Below are 16,484 nucleotides of genomic sequence, written 5' to 3'. Positions count from 1 at the left end.
GTTCTAACTTATACCAACGAAATAAATGTGGTTTACTTAATTGACATTGACATCAATTCAGGAACAACCTAATACTCAATACTTCTTACTCAATTACTCAAGTTTTGCTGCTGGTGCGGAAACACCAATACACGCTGCTGCTAACTCAGGATGAATCTTAGGGTCGATTCTAACTCCCCTGGTGCTGAAATCAACGCAAGTCTTAACCAGAGTCAAACTAGTATCTAGACGACGTTGTTTTACAATTTCATCTGTAAGACGGCGACAATTTCCTCCTACTTTTCCTCCTAAAGGAATCATCAAAGAGAATGTAGCACCATATACCTCACGCTCTCTACTTAGCGAACTCATGTAGCCATTAAGTGCAACACTAGGTGTGCTACAGCTAATTCCTGGACCAAAGTTATACTCGCCAATAGTTTGATTCAGAATTCCTACATTCTGCACAGAGCCAGTATTGGTTTGAGAAGTTTCAGCATTGTTGTTTTGAGCATTATCAAGCTGAAAGCTGCTTTTGGCATCTTTGCTCGTATGCGTTCCAGATTGTGTTTGTTTGTTACTAGCCAATACCGGATTTGACAGTAGCAGTATTGCCACTGTACACAGATAAATATAACGCTTCATTTGTCCTCCTAATTATCAAAAAGAAAGTCCGAGGTGCACCTCGGATCTTCTTCTACTACTTTTAGCTAGTTAGAAGTTGGTGAAAGCAGTGGTTCTGTGTTCGTAGCTCGTATTACCAAAGTTGCTGGTGGTGTAACCTTTAGCCGAATTCTCTACGTGGTACGTACCAGCACTGATATAACCAGAAGTAGCATTGACGTTCTCAAAAGAGCTATCGCCGGAATAGGTGAATACTGGCTTATACGGATTGCTATAGTCCCAAGTATTGGTTCCCTCTACACTGTAGCTATGATAGTCCTTATCAGCATAAGCAAAAGAACCTTCAAAACCTTTACGAATTTCGAGAGATTCAATATTAATATGGCTATAACCATTGCTCCAGCCGTCAGTATATTTGTTGGAAACTCCAACTTCGCCAGCAAAGGCAGCGATAGGGGAAAGGGCTACAGCTAATGTGGGTAGAACTACAGCGAATTTTTTCAACATAAATACCTCTTTTGATAGTTGCGTATTAGGTGGTGCAGTTGTTATCTGCATGACCTTAGTATCAGTCAAATTACTGAGTCAGTAAAGATACAATCTTGCTTCTTAGTACTTTTTTTACATACAAGTAAGGATTTACACTGATGTCAAGACCCCAAAGTACTACAAACTAGTGGCAAAAGACAGTTTTTTGAGAGTATGTTGTAAACATAAAGTTAAAGGAAAACTCAGTACTGCTGGAAGCACTTGAGCAAAAAAAAGAGTCGTAGATAAGTATAAATACTCAATATATGCACTTTTCCTTGATATCTGATTTACGGCGTTGCTGAATGAGGAATAAATTTTTGAAATCATCAACCGTTTGCTGCCCCCTAAATCCACGCCACTTGCACGCCAGTTGCTACAGCGGGGGGCAATATCATACTGAATTCAGCAATGCCTGATTTACTCCGGTAGATAAAGGAAGGTAATACTAATAAACTCTTAAACTCAAAAGCATCTTGATATTAAAACTGTTGAAACTCACTAATGGATATTGTTGAAACCCTTAAAGAAGACTACCAAAGGTTCCCCGCGAATCAGACATACAGCATCTACGCGCAAGATGTGTACTTCAAAGATCCGTTAAACGAATTTCGTGGTGTCGAGCGCTACAAAGCCATGATCGGTTTTATCGAAACATGGTTCATTGCGCCCAAAATGGACTTACATGATATCCGTCGCGAAGGAGACACGATCAAAACCGAGTGGACTTTAAGCTGGAACACTCCTGTACCCTGGAAGCCACGCATTGCGATTCCTGGTTGGAGTGAGTTGCGTGTTAATCAACAGGACATTATTACTTCTCATGTCGATTATTGGAAATGTTCGCGCCTCGACGTGATTAAACAGCACCTATTTCCTACCAAGAATAGATAGAGTAAAGAAATATAAACATTGCTTAGACAGGACAAAAGTATTCATGCGTGTAATTCTGATGACAGGCAAAGGAGGAGTCGGAAAAACCTCTGTTGCTGCGGCTACTGGACTTCGTTGCGCAGAGTTAGGCTATCGCACACTCGTTTTAAGTACCGATCCAGCACATTCACTTGCAGATAGTTTTGACTTAGAACTCGGACACGATCCGCGACAAGTCCGCCCAAACCTTTGGGGAGCAGAATTAGACGCATTATTAGAATTAGAAGGCAACTGGGGAGCCGTTAAGCGTTACATTACTCAAGTTTTACAAGCGCGGGGACTTGACGGCGTACAAGCTGAAGAACTTGCTATTTTGCCTGGAATGGATGAAATTTTCGGATTGGTACGCATGAAGCGCCATTACGACGAAGGCGAGTTTGATGTCTTAATTATTGACTCGGCTCCGACTGGTACTGCTTTGCGTTTATTAAGTTTACCCGAAGTTAGCGGCTGGTATATGCGACGTTTTTACAAGCCATTACAAAAGATGTCTGTAGCGTTGAGACCGCTTGTAGAGCCTTTATTTCGACCGATCGCAGGATTTTCTTTGCCTGATAAAGAAGTGATGGATGCGCCGTATGAATTTTACGAGCAAATCGAAGCATTAGAAAAAGTATTAACGGATAATATGCAAACTTCGGTGCGCTTGGTAACGAATCCAGAAAAAATGGTATTAAAAGAATCGCTACGCGCTCATGCTTATTTAAGTTTGTATAATGTAGCAACAGATTTAGTTGTTGCAAATCGGATTATTCCTGAAGAAGTTCAAGATCCTTTCTTTCAAAGATGGAAGGAAAATCAACAGCAATATCGCCAAGAAATTCATGAAAATTTCCGTCCGCTACCTGTAAAAGAAGTTCCTTTATATTCTGAGGAAATGTGCGGTTTAGCAGCTTTAGAGCGACTCAAAGATACGCTTTATAAAGACGAAGATCCGACGCAAGTTTATTACAAAGAAACAACGGTACGCGTTGTTCAAGATAACAATCAGTACACCTTAGAACTGTATTTACCAGGAATTGCTAAAGACAATATTCAACTGAGTAAAACTGGCGATGAGTTGAATATCACTATTGGTAATCATCGGCGTAACTTAGTATTACCGCAAGCTCTAGCCGCATTACAACCAGCAGGTGCAAAGATGGAGGATGATTATTTGAAGATTCGTTTTGCTGATGGTGTCAGGGCTTAGCAACTAAAGTTGTAGCTAAATAGAGTCTGCCTTCGCAGACTGGCTACAATTTAGTATTACAGACTTTTTGTATAAGTTAGACGTTGATCTTCTAACGTCTGTCAATCTGTTGCTTCTTCTCTCCCAATTTTGGGGGAGACTGATACTATTTCACTAAAGTAAGAACTACAGTTAATTTCTCCCTCTGCACCTCTGCTTCCTCTGCTACCCATTTGTAGCAAATTTAAAGTGAAATGGTATGAGAGGGGGCAAATTTTGCCAAAGGGCGATCGCCTAAACATTCAAGATTAACTCCTAACCGGAAAAGCGCGTCAGCTTCGTGTAGTGATGTGCAAGTGACACATTCAGTTGCATAAATGCGTACAGGAGCAAAAATGACGCAACAACAGCTTGATTCAAAGGCGTTTGTATCGCTATCTGCAAGACTAACAGCAGCAATGCGATCGCAAGAAACCGCACGATGCGATCGCATTTTTAACGATCCATTTGCAACTCAGCTTGCGGGTACTGATGCATTCGCCTTTCTAGCACAAAGAAAAATTCAACCTGAACAAGACGGAAGACCTTATGTCGTTGTTCGCACGCGATTTTTTGATGATTTTCTATTAGCCAAACAACTTCCTCAAGTTGTCATTTTAGCATCAGGAATGGATACGCGAGCGTATCGGCTTCCTTGGCTAGCAAATACTAAAGTATACGAACTCGATCGACTTGAAGTTCTTCATTATAAAAACGCTGTACTTAAAGATGTAAAACCTAATTGCGAACGGTACGCGATCGCCGCAGATCTAACGCAACCTTGGTCGCACTTATTATTAGATCAAGGCTATCGTACTGATTTACCTTCTGTATGGTTAATCGAAGGCTTATTGATGTACTTGGATTTACCTCAAGTACATACTTTGCTGACAACAGTCTCACAACTAGCGGTAGCCGGAAGTTGGCTTGGTTTAGACGTTATTAATACTAAAGCAATACAATCAACCACAGACAGTAGTTTTCAAGGATATTGGCGTTCTGGATTTGACAATCCAGAAGAGTTACTAGCAAACTGTGGGTGGAAAGCAAAAGTTATTCAACCTGGAGATGAAGGCGCACATTTTGGGCGTTATACTCGTAAATTACCACCCCGCGACGTTCCCAATGTCGAACGGGTGTTTCTTGTTACCGCGCAGAAATTTCATCAATATAGTTAATTTACTACTTAAGTCCTAATTTGCACTGGCATAATCAAGTAAGTCATTTTTACACCACCCAAAGGCGTTAAAATCACTGGGCTTGTTGGCGTATTAATCTGCATTTGAATTTCTGAACTAGGAAGTGCTTTCAAGCCATCAACTAGATATTTAATATTAAAGGCAATATCAATACTATCGCCAGAAATTTGTGCAGACATTGATTCTCTACCACTACCAATATCTTGTGCATCAACCGACAAAGCTAATTCTTGTTTTGAACTATCAAGCGTAAACTTAACAATATTATTTTTCTGATCTGCTAAAACTGCAATTCGTTCGATCGCACTGAGTAAATATTTGCGTTCGAGTGTGACTTGAATTTCAAATTGACGGGGAATCAGTTGACGATAAGCCGGATATTGCCCTTCTAAAGTGCGGCTGGTAAGCCTTTGATTTTCCCATTCAAAAACAATTTGTCCGCGATCGCAGTACAATGCCAATGATTCACCTTGATCGCGCATTCCTAGCATCCGTTCTAGTTCGCGCAAAGCTTTTGCTGGTACTGTCACCTCTAATCGCGTTGGATCAGTCTCCACAGGGGCGGTTTCGTTGATTGTTTGTACAACTGCCAAACGATGACCATCTGTAGCCGCAAATTCTAGAGTATCTTGTTCTAAAGTCAAATGCAGTCCAGATAATATTTGTTTCGTTTCATCCGCACTTGTTGCAAACAAAGAACCGCGTAGCCCTTCGGTTAAAGCTTCTGCTGGAAGATAAATCGTTTCACCTTCGACAACAGGTAATTCGGGAAATTCTTCAACTCCCATACCCCGCACTTGATATTTTCCCGAAGTCGATGCGATCGTCGCGCTTAACGGCGTGTCGCCTTCATCATCAATCGTCAATTCTCCTTGTGGCATTCGAGAGATAATGTCATTGAGTAACTTTGCTGGAAGGGCAATTTCTCCGCCAGTTTCGACTTGTGCAGCAAAGCTAGTCCGAATTCCTAAGCTAAGATCGAACGCAGTCAAACTCACCTGTCCTTGTTGTGCATCTGCGGTTAAGAGAACGTTTGCCAAAATTGGATGCGTAGGACGTGAAGGAACCGCCCGACTTACGAGTGACAAGTTTGTACTGATATCACTTTGGTTGCAAACGAATTTCATTGATGTATCCAGCAGTTGCTTGCGATCGCGTTTTGGTCAAATTCAGCTTAGAGGAACTATCCTAACACTTGCTTTTGACATTTGCTGCAATCTATCTACTACGAATATATTTATTCTTTTCTACAGTAGTAGTAGGGGCTGTGGAAATTGTGGAAAAAGTCGAAAAAAACTTTACCTGCCTTCATTCTGGAGATTTGAGCTTGTGGAAAACTTGTGGAAAAAGTCCCAAGTTTTTCACAAAGTATTTATACTTAGTTATATTTTTTTCCTCAACCTGTTTAGTTTTCCACAGATTTTCCCAAAGTTTTCCCCAGAAATTTACAAGTTTTTCACAAGGCAATCTTTCCTTAAATTTTTTTTAAGCTAATTTTAAGCTTAAACGAGTTCAGAGAAATACTACTTACAATTTTGGATTTTCAACTTTGATTCAGTATCAAGACGATATCTTACTAAAAGAATCTAATCAGTCTCTACAGTGATATTACTGAACTCAAATTCAATTATCAATTGAATTTATAAGATGATCAGTAAGATGGCGCTTATACAGGAAAATAAATTTCGATTAGACTAAATCAAAACTGCAATTTCTATTTAAAGCTATATTTTTTACTAACTAATCCTTCTCTCAATCAATTAAAATTAAACCCACTTATTGTCAATAACTATTTGTTGAAAATATGTTTGTGTTTGAGCGTATTTCATCATTATCTACGAATACAAAAGTTACTCCAGGAAAAATACTAAGCTCTCAGCAACAAACAGCTTTAGGATTAGTTGCACGTATTCATGGAAAACGCGATGTAGTATTAGCAATTGATTTAACTGACAGTGTAGGCATTAATGATGAAGGTCGTATTCGATTACAACAAATTATTGAGGATAGTTTAAAACTAGGAGATTCAGTATACATTGTTCCTTTCGCGGTTGAAGTCGTTCCATTACAAAGCTCATATGATTTATATCCTTTAGGAATACCGATCGAATTTAGTAGCCATAAAGAAAATTTTGATAAGGTTATTCAGAAAATTCCACTAGCAGCAGATTTACAGTTACAAAACACAGATATTCAACAAGCAGAACTTACTATATATCAAGGCTTAGCTCAGCTTAATCAAAATCGTCTTCAACAAAATCATCCGATTAAAGCACAATCAGTTGTTTGGATGACCGATGCTCCTTTATTAGCAAAATCGGGAAATGATTGGATTGAAACACCGGCCAATAGTCCTTTTCGAGTAGCAGATTCTTCTCAAAGTAAAGAACGACAAGCATGGCTCAATATTTTACCTTTAAATAAAAGAGAGCTAACAATTGAAAACTCAGCATCTCAACGATATAAATTAGCTGTTGTTGATATAGAACCGACTGTACAAGAGTTTTGCACAATTGCTCCAAACAACAAAGAATTTTGTAAAGTTAATTCTTACTTGATAGGACAACTATGGCTACCTCTTGCCCTAACTATTTTAGGATTATTTTCTACTTCTTTATTAAGAGAATACCTCCTGAAATTACGTTGTAAATGCCAGATTTCAGTCTCTGTAGATTTAGACAAATATGAAAAAGAATGTCGTCCTTTATTACCTGTAAAAGCTTTAGCTATCGGGCAAACTGATTCTAATTGTATTGATGAAATAGATTATCCTGGTTCAAAGGAATCAATCGTACTATTTGTATCGGTCTAGGCGGTACTGGTAAAGAAGTTTTGATGCGTGTTCGCAAACTCATTGTCGATCGCTATAAAAGTTTAGATAAGTTACCAGTTGTTAGTTTTATTCATATTGATACAGACAAAGAAACAACACAATCTGTTAGCTTGCGTACAGGAAAGATTTATCAAGGTGTTGATTTATGTTTTCAAGATTATGATAGCTATGTTGTTTTTATTACTAGCTATTATTAAAAGTGCGATCGCTCAAACTGAAGTAGCAGAAATTCAAACTCCCAAAAGCCCTCCTCCCATACTTGTGATTGAAGACGAAGGCGCTTATAGATTCGCTTCGGGAAGTGCGGAAATTCCACCAGCTATGAATGCATATATCAAAAATAAAATTGTTCCAGAAATTGAGCGTAACACAAAAGAATATCAAATTAACGTTGTAGAAATTATCGGTCATACTGACGGTCAAGGCAACGGTAATGCCACCAATAACTTAGACCAAAACTTAGAGAAAGTTGCTAATGCAAGTATACCTGTAAGTCAACTCAAAGCAGGGTCTAATGCCGATCTTGGATTGATGCGTGCTTTAGCAGTTGTAAGAATTTTGCACGATCTGCAATCTAAAGGACAGCTGAAAGGCTTAAAATTTAGAGCTTATTCAGCCGCACAGCTAATTTTACCCGATGGGAATTTTGCATCAGTCAATCGTAAGCCAGATGCAACACGGCGACGTATTGAAATTCGTTTTACTCGCCCAGGCGAGCCGATTAAAGTAAAGTGATACAACGATTAACCAAACGTAGAACCATTCCAGCCCCACATATAACCTTTCGCGTCGGCAAATTCAATGTAGACTCGATTTTTATCAATACCCAAAGCTTGATTAATCTTTTGACAAAAATCTTGACTCATTGCTTTAGTTTGCTCTGGTTTCATCGTACCAACACTTTTAATTTCGATATAGCAAACTGGGTCAAGCGTACCAGCAAAAGTCATCGGAATTCCAGATTCCAAAGCAGTCATTACATAAGATTCGGGTTTACCCAAATGTTTTGCTAATGCTGAAGAAAGACTTTTCAATAAAGCTTCAGCATCAGATTTCTCAACATTAGCTACAGAAGTTTGAACTTTGATCAAAGGCATATTCACCCTAATAATAACATATAAAGTAAGCTGAAATTATTCATAAAAAAGCCTTTTTTAAATTCTTGCTCTGTGTTCTCTGCGCCTCTGTGGTTTATTAAAAAATATGTTTCACAACATAGAGTATCTCGAACAATGACAAGCAGGCAAGACGCCTGCTGTAGCCAAACTCCTATTTATCCACCATAGTTCCAACCTGTGGTTTCTAGCCTGAGAGAATTACCTTCACGGTGAACACCCGCAGCAATCACTTCACCTATATAAACAGTATGGTCGCCTTTTTCTACGGCATCAACAACTTGACATTCGATGTAGCCAAGACTATCAGAAATAATTGGACATCCAGTTTCGCCGATGTAAAATTCTACATCTTCAAATTTGTTACCAACACGGCGCTGCGGTTGAAAAAATTTTTGGGCGACTTCCTTTTGGGAATCATCTAGGAAGCTGATAGCAAACACCCCGCTATTTTTAATCATGGCGTGGGATTTGGAATCTTGTTTAACACAATTAACAACTAAAGGCGGTTTGAAGGAAGCTTGCATTAACCAGCTAGCAGTAAAGCCATTGACTTCTTCTCCATCTTTGACGCCACAGATGTATAAGCCGTGAGGAATTTTCCGCAGCATGGTTTTTTTGGCTTGTTCGTCTAACAAGGGTTGTTCTCCTATTGGATTGCTACATCGCTAAGTTTAACGAATCACAAAGACACATTCCCCAAAGGGGTTGCCAAAGGCTAGGAATCAAAGAGAAGAATAATGGAGAAGTTTAATTTAAGATGCTGTGGATCGCTGTGGGCGAAATAGGTGAGAGTGTTCGGGGTGGTATAAGCGAGAACGGGCGGCGGTTGCTGTGAGGGCGGGGCTAATGATGTAGAGTGTGGTGCGAATTAAGTTTTCTGCTTGAGTCACTTTTGCCATTTCCGCTAACGTTGTCAGCACAATTTTCTCATCTGACCAACCAACGCGGAAGCAAATTGCGACTGGGGTGTGTCCTGGGTAGTGTTCGAGAAGTTGGTTTTGGGCTTTGTCTACGTGACGCGCACTGAGATATAAGCAAAGACTTGCTTGATGCGCTGCCAGTGAGGATAATTCTTCGGTTGCGGGAACTTCTGTGCGTCCACTAATCCGACCAAGGATAATGGTTTGTACACCTCCAGGAATTGTAAGCTCAACATTGAGTTTAGCGGCCGCAGCTTGAAAAGCACTAATTCCAGGAATCACCTCGAAGGGAATATCAGCTTCTGCTAAGGCTTGCATTTGTTCGTGGATCGCACTATAGAGACTCGGATCGCCTGATTGAAGTCGTACGACTGATTTATGCGATCGCACGCGTTCCACCATCACAGGTAGAATATCCTCTAAAGTCTTATTCGCCGTCCTAATTATTTCGGCATCCGAGCGACAATATTGTAAAATTTCGCGTGGAACCAGCGAATCGGCAAATAAGATCGCATCCGCTTGCGCGAGAATCTTTTGTGCTTTAATCGTCAAGAGATCCGGATCTCCTGGACCCGCGCCTACAAGATAAACTTTCGGTAATAGTGATGTTGAGTTAGTCATTAGTAAAAGTGAGTGTAGACTATTAATCTTACTCTCTCACCCCTCACCCCTTACCCCTTCTTCTACCACATCAGGTAAAGCACGATTGTATACGTACAGCCATACCAAGCCTACTAATCCGATCGCGATTCCTGTTAAACTTACTACCTGAGCAATGCGTAGTGGTCCGAGCATTAAACTATCAGTACGTAATCCTTCGATCCAAACGCGTCCTAAGCTATAAGCAACGAGATAAACAAGAAATAGTGTGCCAGTTTTTAAACGCTGTTTACCTTGTACATCTCTCACGAATAAAGCGATCAACAACGCAAACACCATCAAATTCCACAGCGATTCGTATAAAAAGGTGGGATGGAAATAAGCAAAATTTGCAAATTCTGGCGGACGCATTTCGGGAGGGATATACAATCTCCAAGGTAAATTTGTCGGATTCCCAAAAGCTTCGGAGTTGAAAAAGTTGCCCCAACGCCCGATCGCTTGTCCTAAAATCAGTGAGGGAGCGACTAAATCGGCTAACTGCCAAAACGAAACTCGCCGGATACGTGCGAAAATCAGTGCTGCAAGCAAACCACCAATAATTGCTCCGTGAATCGCAATTCCTCCTTGCCAAATCGCAATAATTTGCTCAGGATTCTGCGCGTACTCTGACCACTCAAACAAAACATAGTACAAACGCGCGGCAGGTATTGCCCCAATGACTAACCAAATTGCCAAGTCACCGATTAAATCTGGATTAACTTTGCGCTGTTTCGCAAGATACTGCGAAAGCGTGATTCCAATTAATACAGCCGAAGCGATGAGTAAACCATACCAGCGGATTGTAATTGGTCCAATATTGATGAAAATGGGACCTGGAGAAGCAAACTGCGCTAGTAAATCGGAAGCTAGTGACATTAGCAACACCCAGAAATGATCGTTACCAGATCATCATACGAGGGGCTAGGGGTTGGGAGCTAGATAAGTAGAAATTACGTTGAGGAGCAGAGGAAGCAGAGGAAAACTACTTGTAGTTGTCATTTTGTGAGGTGGTATAAGTCTATCGCCCTGTTTTACTGTTAATTCAGCAAGTCGCGCGGGTTACGTTCATTCAATTGTGGTCGAGCGGATGGCATTACCGTTGCTCGACACTGCGGCTTTGATTCGATTTCAACCGCTATGCGACACTTGGCTAACCTAATTCGACCTTGTTTTCCTTCAGTGACAATGAAACAGCCCTACTAGAATTGGGGGTAGATTCGAGAGGCATAGCTTTTCCTCCTACCCCTTCTTTTTATCTAACTGTTTCTAAACTCTTAATCTTCTTATCAAACATATTCATAAACATACTTAAAACTGTTCTTTTACGCACTTTAATACTACTATTAACACTCATGCCTGATTGTAGTGGCACTTCTTTTCCATTAATATTTAAAGCTTGGCGTTCTAGTTGAATTTTGGCAGGAAAGGCATAATAAGGGCGCTCTTGTGTAGGTGGTAAAGCATCTGAGCCAATCCAGATTAATTTGCCCTTGATACTACCAAATTCTGATTCTGGAAAAGATTCAATTTTAACGTCAGTTTCCATACCTGGATACACAAAACCGATATCTTTATTTGTTAGATATACAGAAGCTACTAAGTTCTCGTTTGGCACAATTTTTAGGATTGGCTCAGCAGAATTTGCTACAAATCCTTGCGATTTTGCTTGCAAATCAAAAACAATTCCATCCACAGGCGATCGCAGTTCTTGATATTGCAAGCTTTGATTTGCTTTACTGAGTTGTCCATCAATTTCTGCAATTCGTTTTTCGTTTTCTATTTTGTTTCGCCCAAGTTGAGTATCAATTTCCGCAATTTTTTTCTGATTATCTGCGATTTTAGTTAAAATATCTTTTGCAGTCAGCGCAACGGTATTTTGTAACTGCTCTCGTGCTTGAGCGATTTGAATTGATAGTCTTTGCTGTTCACTTTCTAGACGATCTACTTCAGATTGGCGTGTTAAAACTTCTTGTTGTTGGCGTTGGTATTGTACTTGCGATAATCCACCTTCTTCGGCGACAGGTGCAATTTTATCAAGAATTCCTTGATTGATTGCAGTGACTTTTTTAGCGGTTTCTAGTTGCGATCGCGTTTGACTCAGTTGTTTTTCTAATTCTTTAATTTCAAGATAGGCATCGGCTACACGCGAACGATATTCGGCTCTTGCACTTGCTAGTAATTGTTGTTGGTTAGCATCAAATTCGCCTTCTATTGGCTTGTTAGGATTAAAACCATTAACTTGGGCTTTTAAAAAGTCATTTTCTGCAACTAAAGCGGCGCGCAATCGCGTTAGTGTCGCGAAGTCTGATGAATTATCTAAGTTATTACCGGCGGCGGCGGTTGTATAAAATTGATTTTCGCGTAATAAGGAAGCTTTTAACTGAATGAGCGATCGCACATCTGCTTGTGGTGCGGTGGGATCGAATGTGACTAATAGTTCTCCTTTTTTAACTAACTGCCCATCTTGAACATAAATTTCGCGGACAACGCCACCAGATGGGGCTTTAATTTCTTTTGTCGATCCTTGCGGTTCGAGTTTACCGGTTGCAGGTACGGCTTGTTCAATTTTGGCGACTGAAGCCCAGATAAACGCCGAAGTCGTCACCGACACAAGTAACCACATGACGACTCGTGACCATACTGCTGGCTGTTCTAAAATGACTGGTTGTTCGATCGATTCTGACTTCATAGCTGCGACTCCTGTTGTTGATAAAGACAGTAGTACCGTCCTTTGAGTGCCATTAATTCTTGGTGCGTTCCTTGCTCGACAATTGAACCTTGATCCATGACGACGATTGTATCGGCATTTCTTACGGTAGAAAGGCGGTGCGTAATAAAGAATACGGTTCTACCTTGAAACGCTTCGTTTAAGTTGTTGCACACTTGCCGCTCGGAATTGTAGTCTAAAGCACTCGTTGCTTCATCTAAGATCAGTAGTTTAGGATTTTGTAAGACGGTACGCGCGATCGCAATTCGTTGGCGTTGTCCGCCGGATAATGAAGAACCGCGTTCGCCCACCACAGTGTTATATCCTTGCGGCAAAGACATAATAAAATCATGCGCCACTGCGATTTTTGCAGCAGCAATAATTTCTTCAGAACTTGCTTCAGGATTTGTTAAGGCGATATTTTCCTGAACAGTACCATTAAATAGCAACGTATCTTGTAAAACGACGCCAATTTGTCGCCGCAACGAATAAAGTTCAACTTTACTAATGTCGTAACGATCAATCTGAATTCTACCGGAGGTGGGTTCGTATAATCTCTGCAATAATTTAGCTAGAGTACTTTTACCCGAACCGCTTTGCCCGACGATTCCCACAAAAGAACCAGCAGGAATTTCTAGGTTGACATTAATTAATTGCAACGGACCATTACTATTAAACCCAAATGACACCGCATCATAATGCACATCGCCTTTAATTTCTGGCATGGGAATATTATCCCGATTCGTTTCATCGACTTCTTGCGGTGCATCTAAAACATCGCTGAGTCGTTCAATTGACAAGGCGGTTTCTTGAAAGTTTTGCCACAGTTGAATCAGTCTTAATAAAGGACTTGTGACGTAACCTGCAATGATCCGAAAGGCGATTAATTGTCCTAATGTCAGTTGATTTGCTAAAACAAGATGCGCACCTACCCACAGTAAAAGTAAGCCTGTAAATTTATTTAAAAAGCCGCTGATTGAACTTGCAGTACTAAACGTGAGAACGTTTTGAAAACCAGCAGTGATATATTTGGCATAGCGTTCTTGCCACTGCCAGCGCGATTTCAATTCAATATTTTGCGCTTTGACTGTTTGAATTCCCGATAAAACCTCTACTAAATAAGACTGCGTATCTGCATACTTTTCAGCTTTTTTATGCAGTTGTCGGCGAACGATGGGTGAGACAAATATTGTCAGTAAGGCAAATAACGGGATTGTAACTAAAGTCACGAGGGTAAGCAGCCAGCTATAAAATAGCATGACGGCAACGTAAATTACCGAAAATACGGCATCTAATACAACAGTTAATGCTGTCCCTGTTAAAAATTGGCGAATATTTTCAAGTTCGTTAATTCGTCCTGCTAATTCTCCTATTCTGCGGCGATCGAAATATTTAAGCGGTAGGCGTAATAAGTGATCGATAACTTCCGAGCCTAAACTAAGGTCAATACGGTTGGTTGTATCAACAAATAAATATGTTCTAACGCTCGTTAATAATGCCTCAAATACAGCGACTCCAAGTAGAAAAATACCTAAAACATCTAAAGTATCAATACTGCGCTGTACTAAAACTTTATCAATAATAACTTGGGTAATGAGTGGATTGGCTAAACCGAAAAGCTGAACAAAAAGTGAGGCGACTAAAACTTCGATTAAAACTTTACGATAGCGATAAAGTGATGGTAAAAACCAGCGCAGGCTAAACTTTTCTTTAACTTGATGACTGGGCGCTTGTAGAAGTAGTACTTGTCCTTCTTTTCCCCAAATTTCGGCGAAACCTTGGGGACTTTTTCGCAAAATTCCACTTTCTGGAATGGCGAGAACTAGTTCTTTTTCCGTAATGCTGTAGATAACGGCAAAACTATCAGCGTAGCGGATTAATGCAGGGGCTTTGAGGCGATTGATCGCAGTTGCAGATACTTGCACTAACTGCGCGCGTAAACCCATCATCTCGGCGATCGCACCACACGCTTGCAGCGAAATATTTCCGGCGCTTTTGTATTGATTTTCTAAAACTTTGCGAATTAAATCTTTACGAAACGTGAGTCCAAGCGACTGACTCAACATCTGAAAACACGCTAGAGGGGCGTCAATTGTACCTCTAGCGCGTACGAGTGGGTATTTCGGTTTAGCAGCGTAAGGATCGGGTGGTGCTTCGGGTGGATGGTCGGGCGCGTAAGGAATTGTTTCCAGAGGAGGTACACTAAAACTCGTGAGTTCCTGGGTAGCACTCGGCAAAATTGCATCAACGGTGTTGATTTGTTCGCGGATAAAAAGTCCCAGTAAACGCGTGTTCTCAACGCGAATCACTTGCGAGGAACCATCAACAGGTAAACGACTACCGACGGGAAAATCTGAAATTGTCCCACTACTGACTAACCATACGCGATCCGCGTCAAGTTGTGCAAGATTGAGTTTGCCTTTGGGGATGTTGCGGACAACGGCATCTTGCCACGCTGCGGTGGCTAACTCTTTTAAATTGGGAGTTTCGTTAGCGCTGCGTTGGAGTTCGACACTTAATAACTCAAAAACTTCACTCAAGCTACAACTATTGTGAAAAGCTTGTTCTAGAATTGGTTCTGAACTGAGCAAGTCTAAGAAATTTTGAGATGGTATTGTAATACAAATAACTTCAGTTGAAGCGATCGCAGTTTCACAGGGAATGCCGCGTACTATAGAATTTGCTCCTAAAATTCTGCCTGTGCCTAGTAATTCTAAGCTGACTGGGGTACGCGATCGCTGGTCGTAGCCTAATAACCGTGCTTGTCCTTGATAGATGATGGCGACCTGCGCAGGCATTTTTTCTCGAACAAGAATTGATTGCCCGACGCGATAGCGCATCAGTTGGCATTTCGCGGTAATCGTTTCTATAACCTCTGTTGATAGCTGGTCAAACGGGGGAGTTTGTGCCAAGAAATCTCGAATTGGAGCCAGAGGAATGCTTTGAGTCATAGACTATAAATTCATATGCTGATTTTATTAAGTATCCACACCCGCTGTATAAACAATTCCCAATTAAAGAAAAATTTTTGCATTTCACAACATTTAGTTGCGATTGCGTAAACTTGCTGATACAAACTCCGTTATATCAATTTGCTGCATTTTGCTTGCAAGCCAATTTTCAAACAATTCATCTTGTAAACGACGGCGCATTGATTTATCGAGTTGTGCTGGAATTAACTTTTCGAGACGAATAATCACCACCCATTCGGCTAAAGGACGCGGTGCCCAAAGTTGTCCTGGTTGGCTCACAGATAGCAGTTTACTAATAGCAGGATGCGGTTGTGCTAAAGGCACAGGTCCCAATAACCCACTTGTTTTAGCTTCTGCACCTTGCGAGTATTCGCGGGCTAATTCGGCAAACGATTGTTCGCCTTCTAAAATCCGAAAGTAAATTTCTTGAGCTAACCCCATATCTTTCGTCCGGATCAGAGAATATACTACCTGATCGAGATGGGCTTTGCGGGTTAAGAAATAGTTATCTACTTTAGGTCCCCAAACTGTCGTTTTGTGCTTTTCTAGCAATACAGGTCTTAGCGCGAGGTCGTGCATTTGCGTCATCGTCATACCTTGTTGCTTGAGCCAAGTGTCGCGGGTTGTGGGGGTAATTTGATGTTGTGTTTCAAAAGCTTCGATTGCGGCTTGGCGTTCCTCGTCGGTGCAAGGTATGTTAGCGATCGCATCATCAATAATGAGGTTTCGCGCTAACTGCGGCATGAGTTGATAACGGCTCAATAAACCTAAAACTGCATCAAGTTGGTCTTTACTACTCGTTTGCATAATTCCAGCTTACAA

At 40.8% G+C, this 16,484-nt stretch carries 16 protein-coding genes; 6 read left to right on the top strand and 10 right to left on the bottom strand.

The window, feature by feature from the left end:
- Nucleotides 1-93 precede the first annotated feature (93 nt).
- Both GLO7428_RS08185 and GLO7428_RS08180 read right to left on the bottom strand, forming a co-directional pair.
- Nucleotides 94-624, bottom strand: a complete 531-nt coding sequence (locus GLO7428_RS08185) for a hypothetical protein (protein WP_015188096.1) — start codon at nt 622-624, stop codon at nt 94-96.
- 69 nt (nt 625-693) lie between these two features.
- On the bottom strand, nt 694-1,161 hold the full coding sequence (locus GLO7428_RS08180; RefSeq protein WP_015188095.1) for a hypothetical protein: 468 nt from the start codon (nt 1,159-1,161) through the stop codon (nt 694-696).
- A gap of 474 nt (nt 1,162-1,635) precedes the next feature.
- Between GLO7428_RS08180 and GLO7428_RS08175 the strand changes: the two genes are divergently transcribed.
- From GLO7428_RS08175 to GLO7428_RS08165, 3 genes are all read left to right on the top strand, one after another.
- Nucleotides 1,636-2,025, top strand: a complete 390-nt coding sequence (locus GLO7428_RS08175) for a DUF2358 domain-containing protein (protein ID WP_015188094.1) — start codon at nt 1,636-1,638, stop codon at nt 2,023-2,025.
- A gap of 43 nt (nt 2,026-2,068) precedes the next feature.
- On the top strand, nt 2,069-3,256 hold the full coding sequence (locus GLO7428_RS08170; protein ID WP_015188093.1) for a TRC40/GET3/ArsA family transport-energizing ATPase: 1,188 nt from the start codon (nt 2,069-2,071) through the stop codon (nt 3,254-3,256).
- 374 nt (nt 3,257-3,630) lie between these two features.
- Nucleotides 3,631-4,452: an SAM-dependent methyltransferase gene (locus tag GLO7428_RS08165; RefSeq protein WP_015188091.1), complete on the top strand. Its 822-nt coding sequence runs from the start codon at nt 3,631-3,633 to the stop codon at nt 4,450-4,452.
- An 8-nt stretch (nt 4,453-4,460) separates the two neighbouring features.
- On the opposite strand, the gene dnaN is transcribed toward GLO7428_RS08165, so the two are convergent.
- Complete coding sequence (gene dnaN / locus GLO7428_RS08160; RefSeq protein WP_015188090.1) at nt 4,461-5,600, bottom strand: DNA polymerase III subunit beta; 1,140 nt, start codon at nt 5,598-5,600, stop codon at nt 4,461-4,463.
- A gap of 677 nt (nt 5,601-6,277) precedes the next feature.
- Here dnaN and GLO7428_RS08155 point away from each other — a divergent pair.
- Genes GLO7428_RS08155 through GLO7428_RS08150 form a run of 3 tightly spaced genes read left to right on the top strand, consistent with a single transcriptional unit; the run spans nt 6,278 to nt 8,041 of the window.
- Nucleotides 6,278-7,285 (top strand): hypothetical protein, encoded by a 1,008-nt coding sequence (locus tag GLO7428_RS08155; RefSeq protein ID WP_015188089.1) that lies wholly within the window; start codon nt 6,278-6,280, stop codon nt 7,283-7,285.
- Between the two features lie 23 nt (nt 7,286-7,308).
- On the top strand, nt 7,309-7,503 hold the full coding sequence (locus tag GLO7428_RS26550) for a tubulin-like doman-containing protein (RefSeq protein ID WP_081588055.1): 195 nt from the start codon (nt 7,309-7,311) through the stop codon (nt 7,501-7,503).
- Nucleotides 7,475-8,041 carry a flagellar motor protein gene (locus tag GLO7428_RS08150; RefSeq protein ID WP_155823617.1) on the top strand — a complete coding sequence of 189 codons (567 nt, stop codon included), beginning with the start codon at nt 7,475-7,477 and terminating at the stop codon, nt 8,039-8,041. Before GLO7428_RS26550 ends, GLO7428_RS08150 begins: the two co-directional genes overlap by 29 nt.
- 8 nt (nt 8,042-8,049) lie before the next feature.
- Here the strand turns inward: GLO7428_RS08150 and GLO7428_RS08145 are convergent, their stop codons facing one another.
- The 7 genes from GLO7428_RS08145 to GLO7428_RS08115 form a co-directional block, all read right to left on the bottom strand.
- Entirely contained in the window at nt 8,050-8,403 is a 354-nt protein-coding gene (locus GLO7428_RS08145) for a phenylpyruvate tautomerase MIF-related protein (RefSeq protein ID WP_015188087.1), read from the bottom strand.
- 176 nt (nt 8,404-8,579) lie between these two features.
- Nucleotides 8,580-9,059: a flavin reductase family protein gene (locus GLO7428_RS08140; protein WP_015188086.1), complete on the bottom strand. Its 480-nt coding sequence runs from the start codon at nt 9,057-9,059 to the stop codon at nt 8,580-8,582.
- 117 nt (nt 9,060-9,176) lie between these two features.
- Nucleotides 9,177-9,965: a precorrin-4 C(11)-methyltransferase gene (cobM, locus tag GLO7428_RS08135; RefSeq protein ID WP_015188085.1), complete on the bottom strand. Its 789-nt coding sequence runs from the start codon at nt 9,963-9,965 to the stop codon at nt 9,177-9,179.
- Nucleotides 9,966-10,001: 36 nt separating this feature from the next.
- Nucleotides 10,002-10,859 (bottom strand): prolipoprotein diacylglyceryl transferase, encoded by an 858-nt coding sequence (gene lgt, locus GLO7428_RS08130; protein WP_015188084.1) that lies wholly within the window; start codon nt 10,857-10,859, stop codon nt 10,002-10,004.
- Nucleotides 10,860-11,235: 376 nt separating this feature from the next.
- Nucleotides 11,236-12,672, bottom strand: coding sequence for an HlyD family efflux transporter periplasmic adaptor subunit (locus GLO7428_RS08125; protein ID WP_015188083.1), 1,437 nt, complete (start codon nt 12,670-12,672; stop codon nt 11,236-11,238).
- Nucleotides 12,669-15,641 carry a type I secretion system permease/ATPase gene (locus GLO7428_RS08120; protein ID WP_015188082.1) on the bottom strand — a complete coding sequence of 991 codons (2,973 nt, stop codon included), beginning with the start codon at nt 15,639-15,641 and terminating at the stop codon, nt 12,669-12,671. The genes GLO7428_RS08125 and GLO7428_RS08120 overlap by 4 nt, the downstream gene beginning before the upstream one ends.
- A gap of 93 nt (nt 15,642-15,734) precedes the next feature.
- Entirely contained in the window at nt 15,735-16,469 is a 735-nt protein-coding gene (locus GLO7428_RS08115; protein ID WP_015188081.1) for a peptidylprolyl isomerase, read from the bottom strand.
- Nucleotides 16,470-16,484 lie beyond the last annotated feature (15 nt).

The sequence above is a fragment of the Gloeocapsa sp. PCC 7428 genome, assembly GCF_000317555.1.
GTDB lineage: Bacteria > Cyanobacteriota > Cyanobacteriia > Cyanobacteriales > Chroococcidiopsidaceae > Chroogloeocystis.
Note: the sequence above shows the minus strand (reverse complement) of the source record. Positions and strands in the feature narration are given on the sequence as shown.

Coding starts and splice junctions, on each gene's coding strand:
- GLO7428_RS08185 (WP_015188096.1), bottom strand. CDS start 624: ATGAAGCGTTATATTTATCTGTGTACAGTGGCAATACTGCTACTGTCA.
- GLO7428_RS08180 (WP_015188095.1), bottom strand. CDS start 1,161: ATGCAGATAACAACTGCACCACCTAATACGCAACTATCAAAAGAGGTA.
- GLO7428_RS08175 (WP_015188094.1), top strand. CDS start 1,636: ATGGATATTGTTGAAACCCTTAAAGAAGACTACCAAAGGTTCCCCGCG.
- GLO7428_RS08170 (WP_015188093.1), top strand. CDS start 2,069: ATGCGTGTAATTCTGATGACAGGCAAAGGAGGAGTCGGAAAAACCTCT.
- GLO7428_RS08165 (WP_015188091.1), top strand. CDS start 3,631: ATGACGCAACAACAGCTTGATTCAAAGGCGTTTGTATCGCTATCTGCA.
- dnaN (WP_015188090.1), bottom strand. CDS start 5,600: ATGAAATTCGTTTGCAACCAAAGTGATATCAGTACAAACTTGTCACTC.
- GLO7428_RS08155 (WP_015188089.1), top strand. CDS start 6,278: ATGTTTGTGTTTGAGCGTATTTCATCATTATCTACGAATACAAAAGTT.
- GLO7428_RS26550 (WP_081588055.1), top strand. CDS start 7,309: ATGCGTGTTCGCAAACTCATTGTCGATCGCTATAAAAGTTTAGATAAG.
- GLO7428_RS08150 (WP_155823617.1), top strand. CDS start 7,475: ATGTTGTTTTTATTACTAGCTATTATTAAAAGTGCGATCGCTCAAACT.
- GLO7428_RS08145 (WP_015188087.1), bottom strand. CDS start 8,403: ATGCCTTTGATCAAAGTTCAAACTTCTGTAGCTAATGTTGAGAAATCT.
- cobM (WP_015188085.1), bottom strand. CDS start 9,965: ATGACTAACTCAACATCACTATTACCGAAAGTTTATCTTGTAGGCGCG.
- lgt (WP_015188084.1), bottom strand. CDS start 10,859: ATGTCACTAGCTTCCGATTTACTAGCGCAGTTTGCTTCTCCAGGTCCC.
- GLO7428_RS08125 (WP_015188083.1), bottom strand. CDS start 12,672: ATGAAGTCAGAATCGATCGAACAACCAGTCATTTTAGAACAGCCAGCA.
- GLO7428_RS08120 (WP_015188082.1), bottom strand. CDS start 15,641: ATGACTCAAAGCATTCCTCTGGCTCCAATTCGAGATTTCTTGGCACAA.
- GLO7428_RS08115 (WP_015188081.1), bottom strand. CDS start 16,469: ATGCAAACGAGTAGTAAAGACCAACTTGATGCAGTTTTAGGTTTATTG.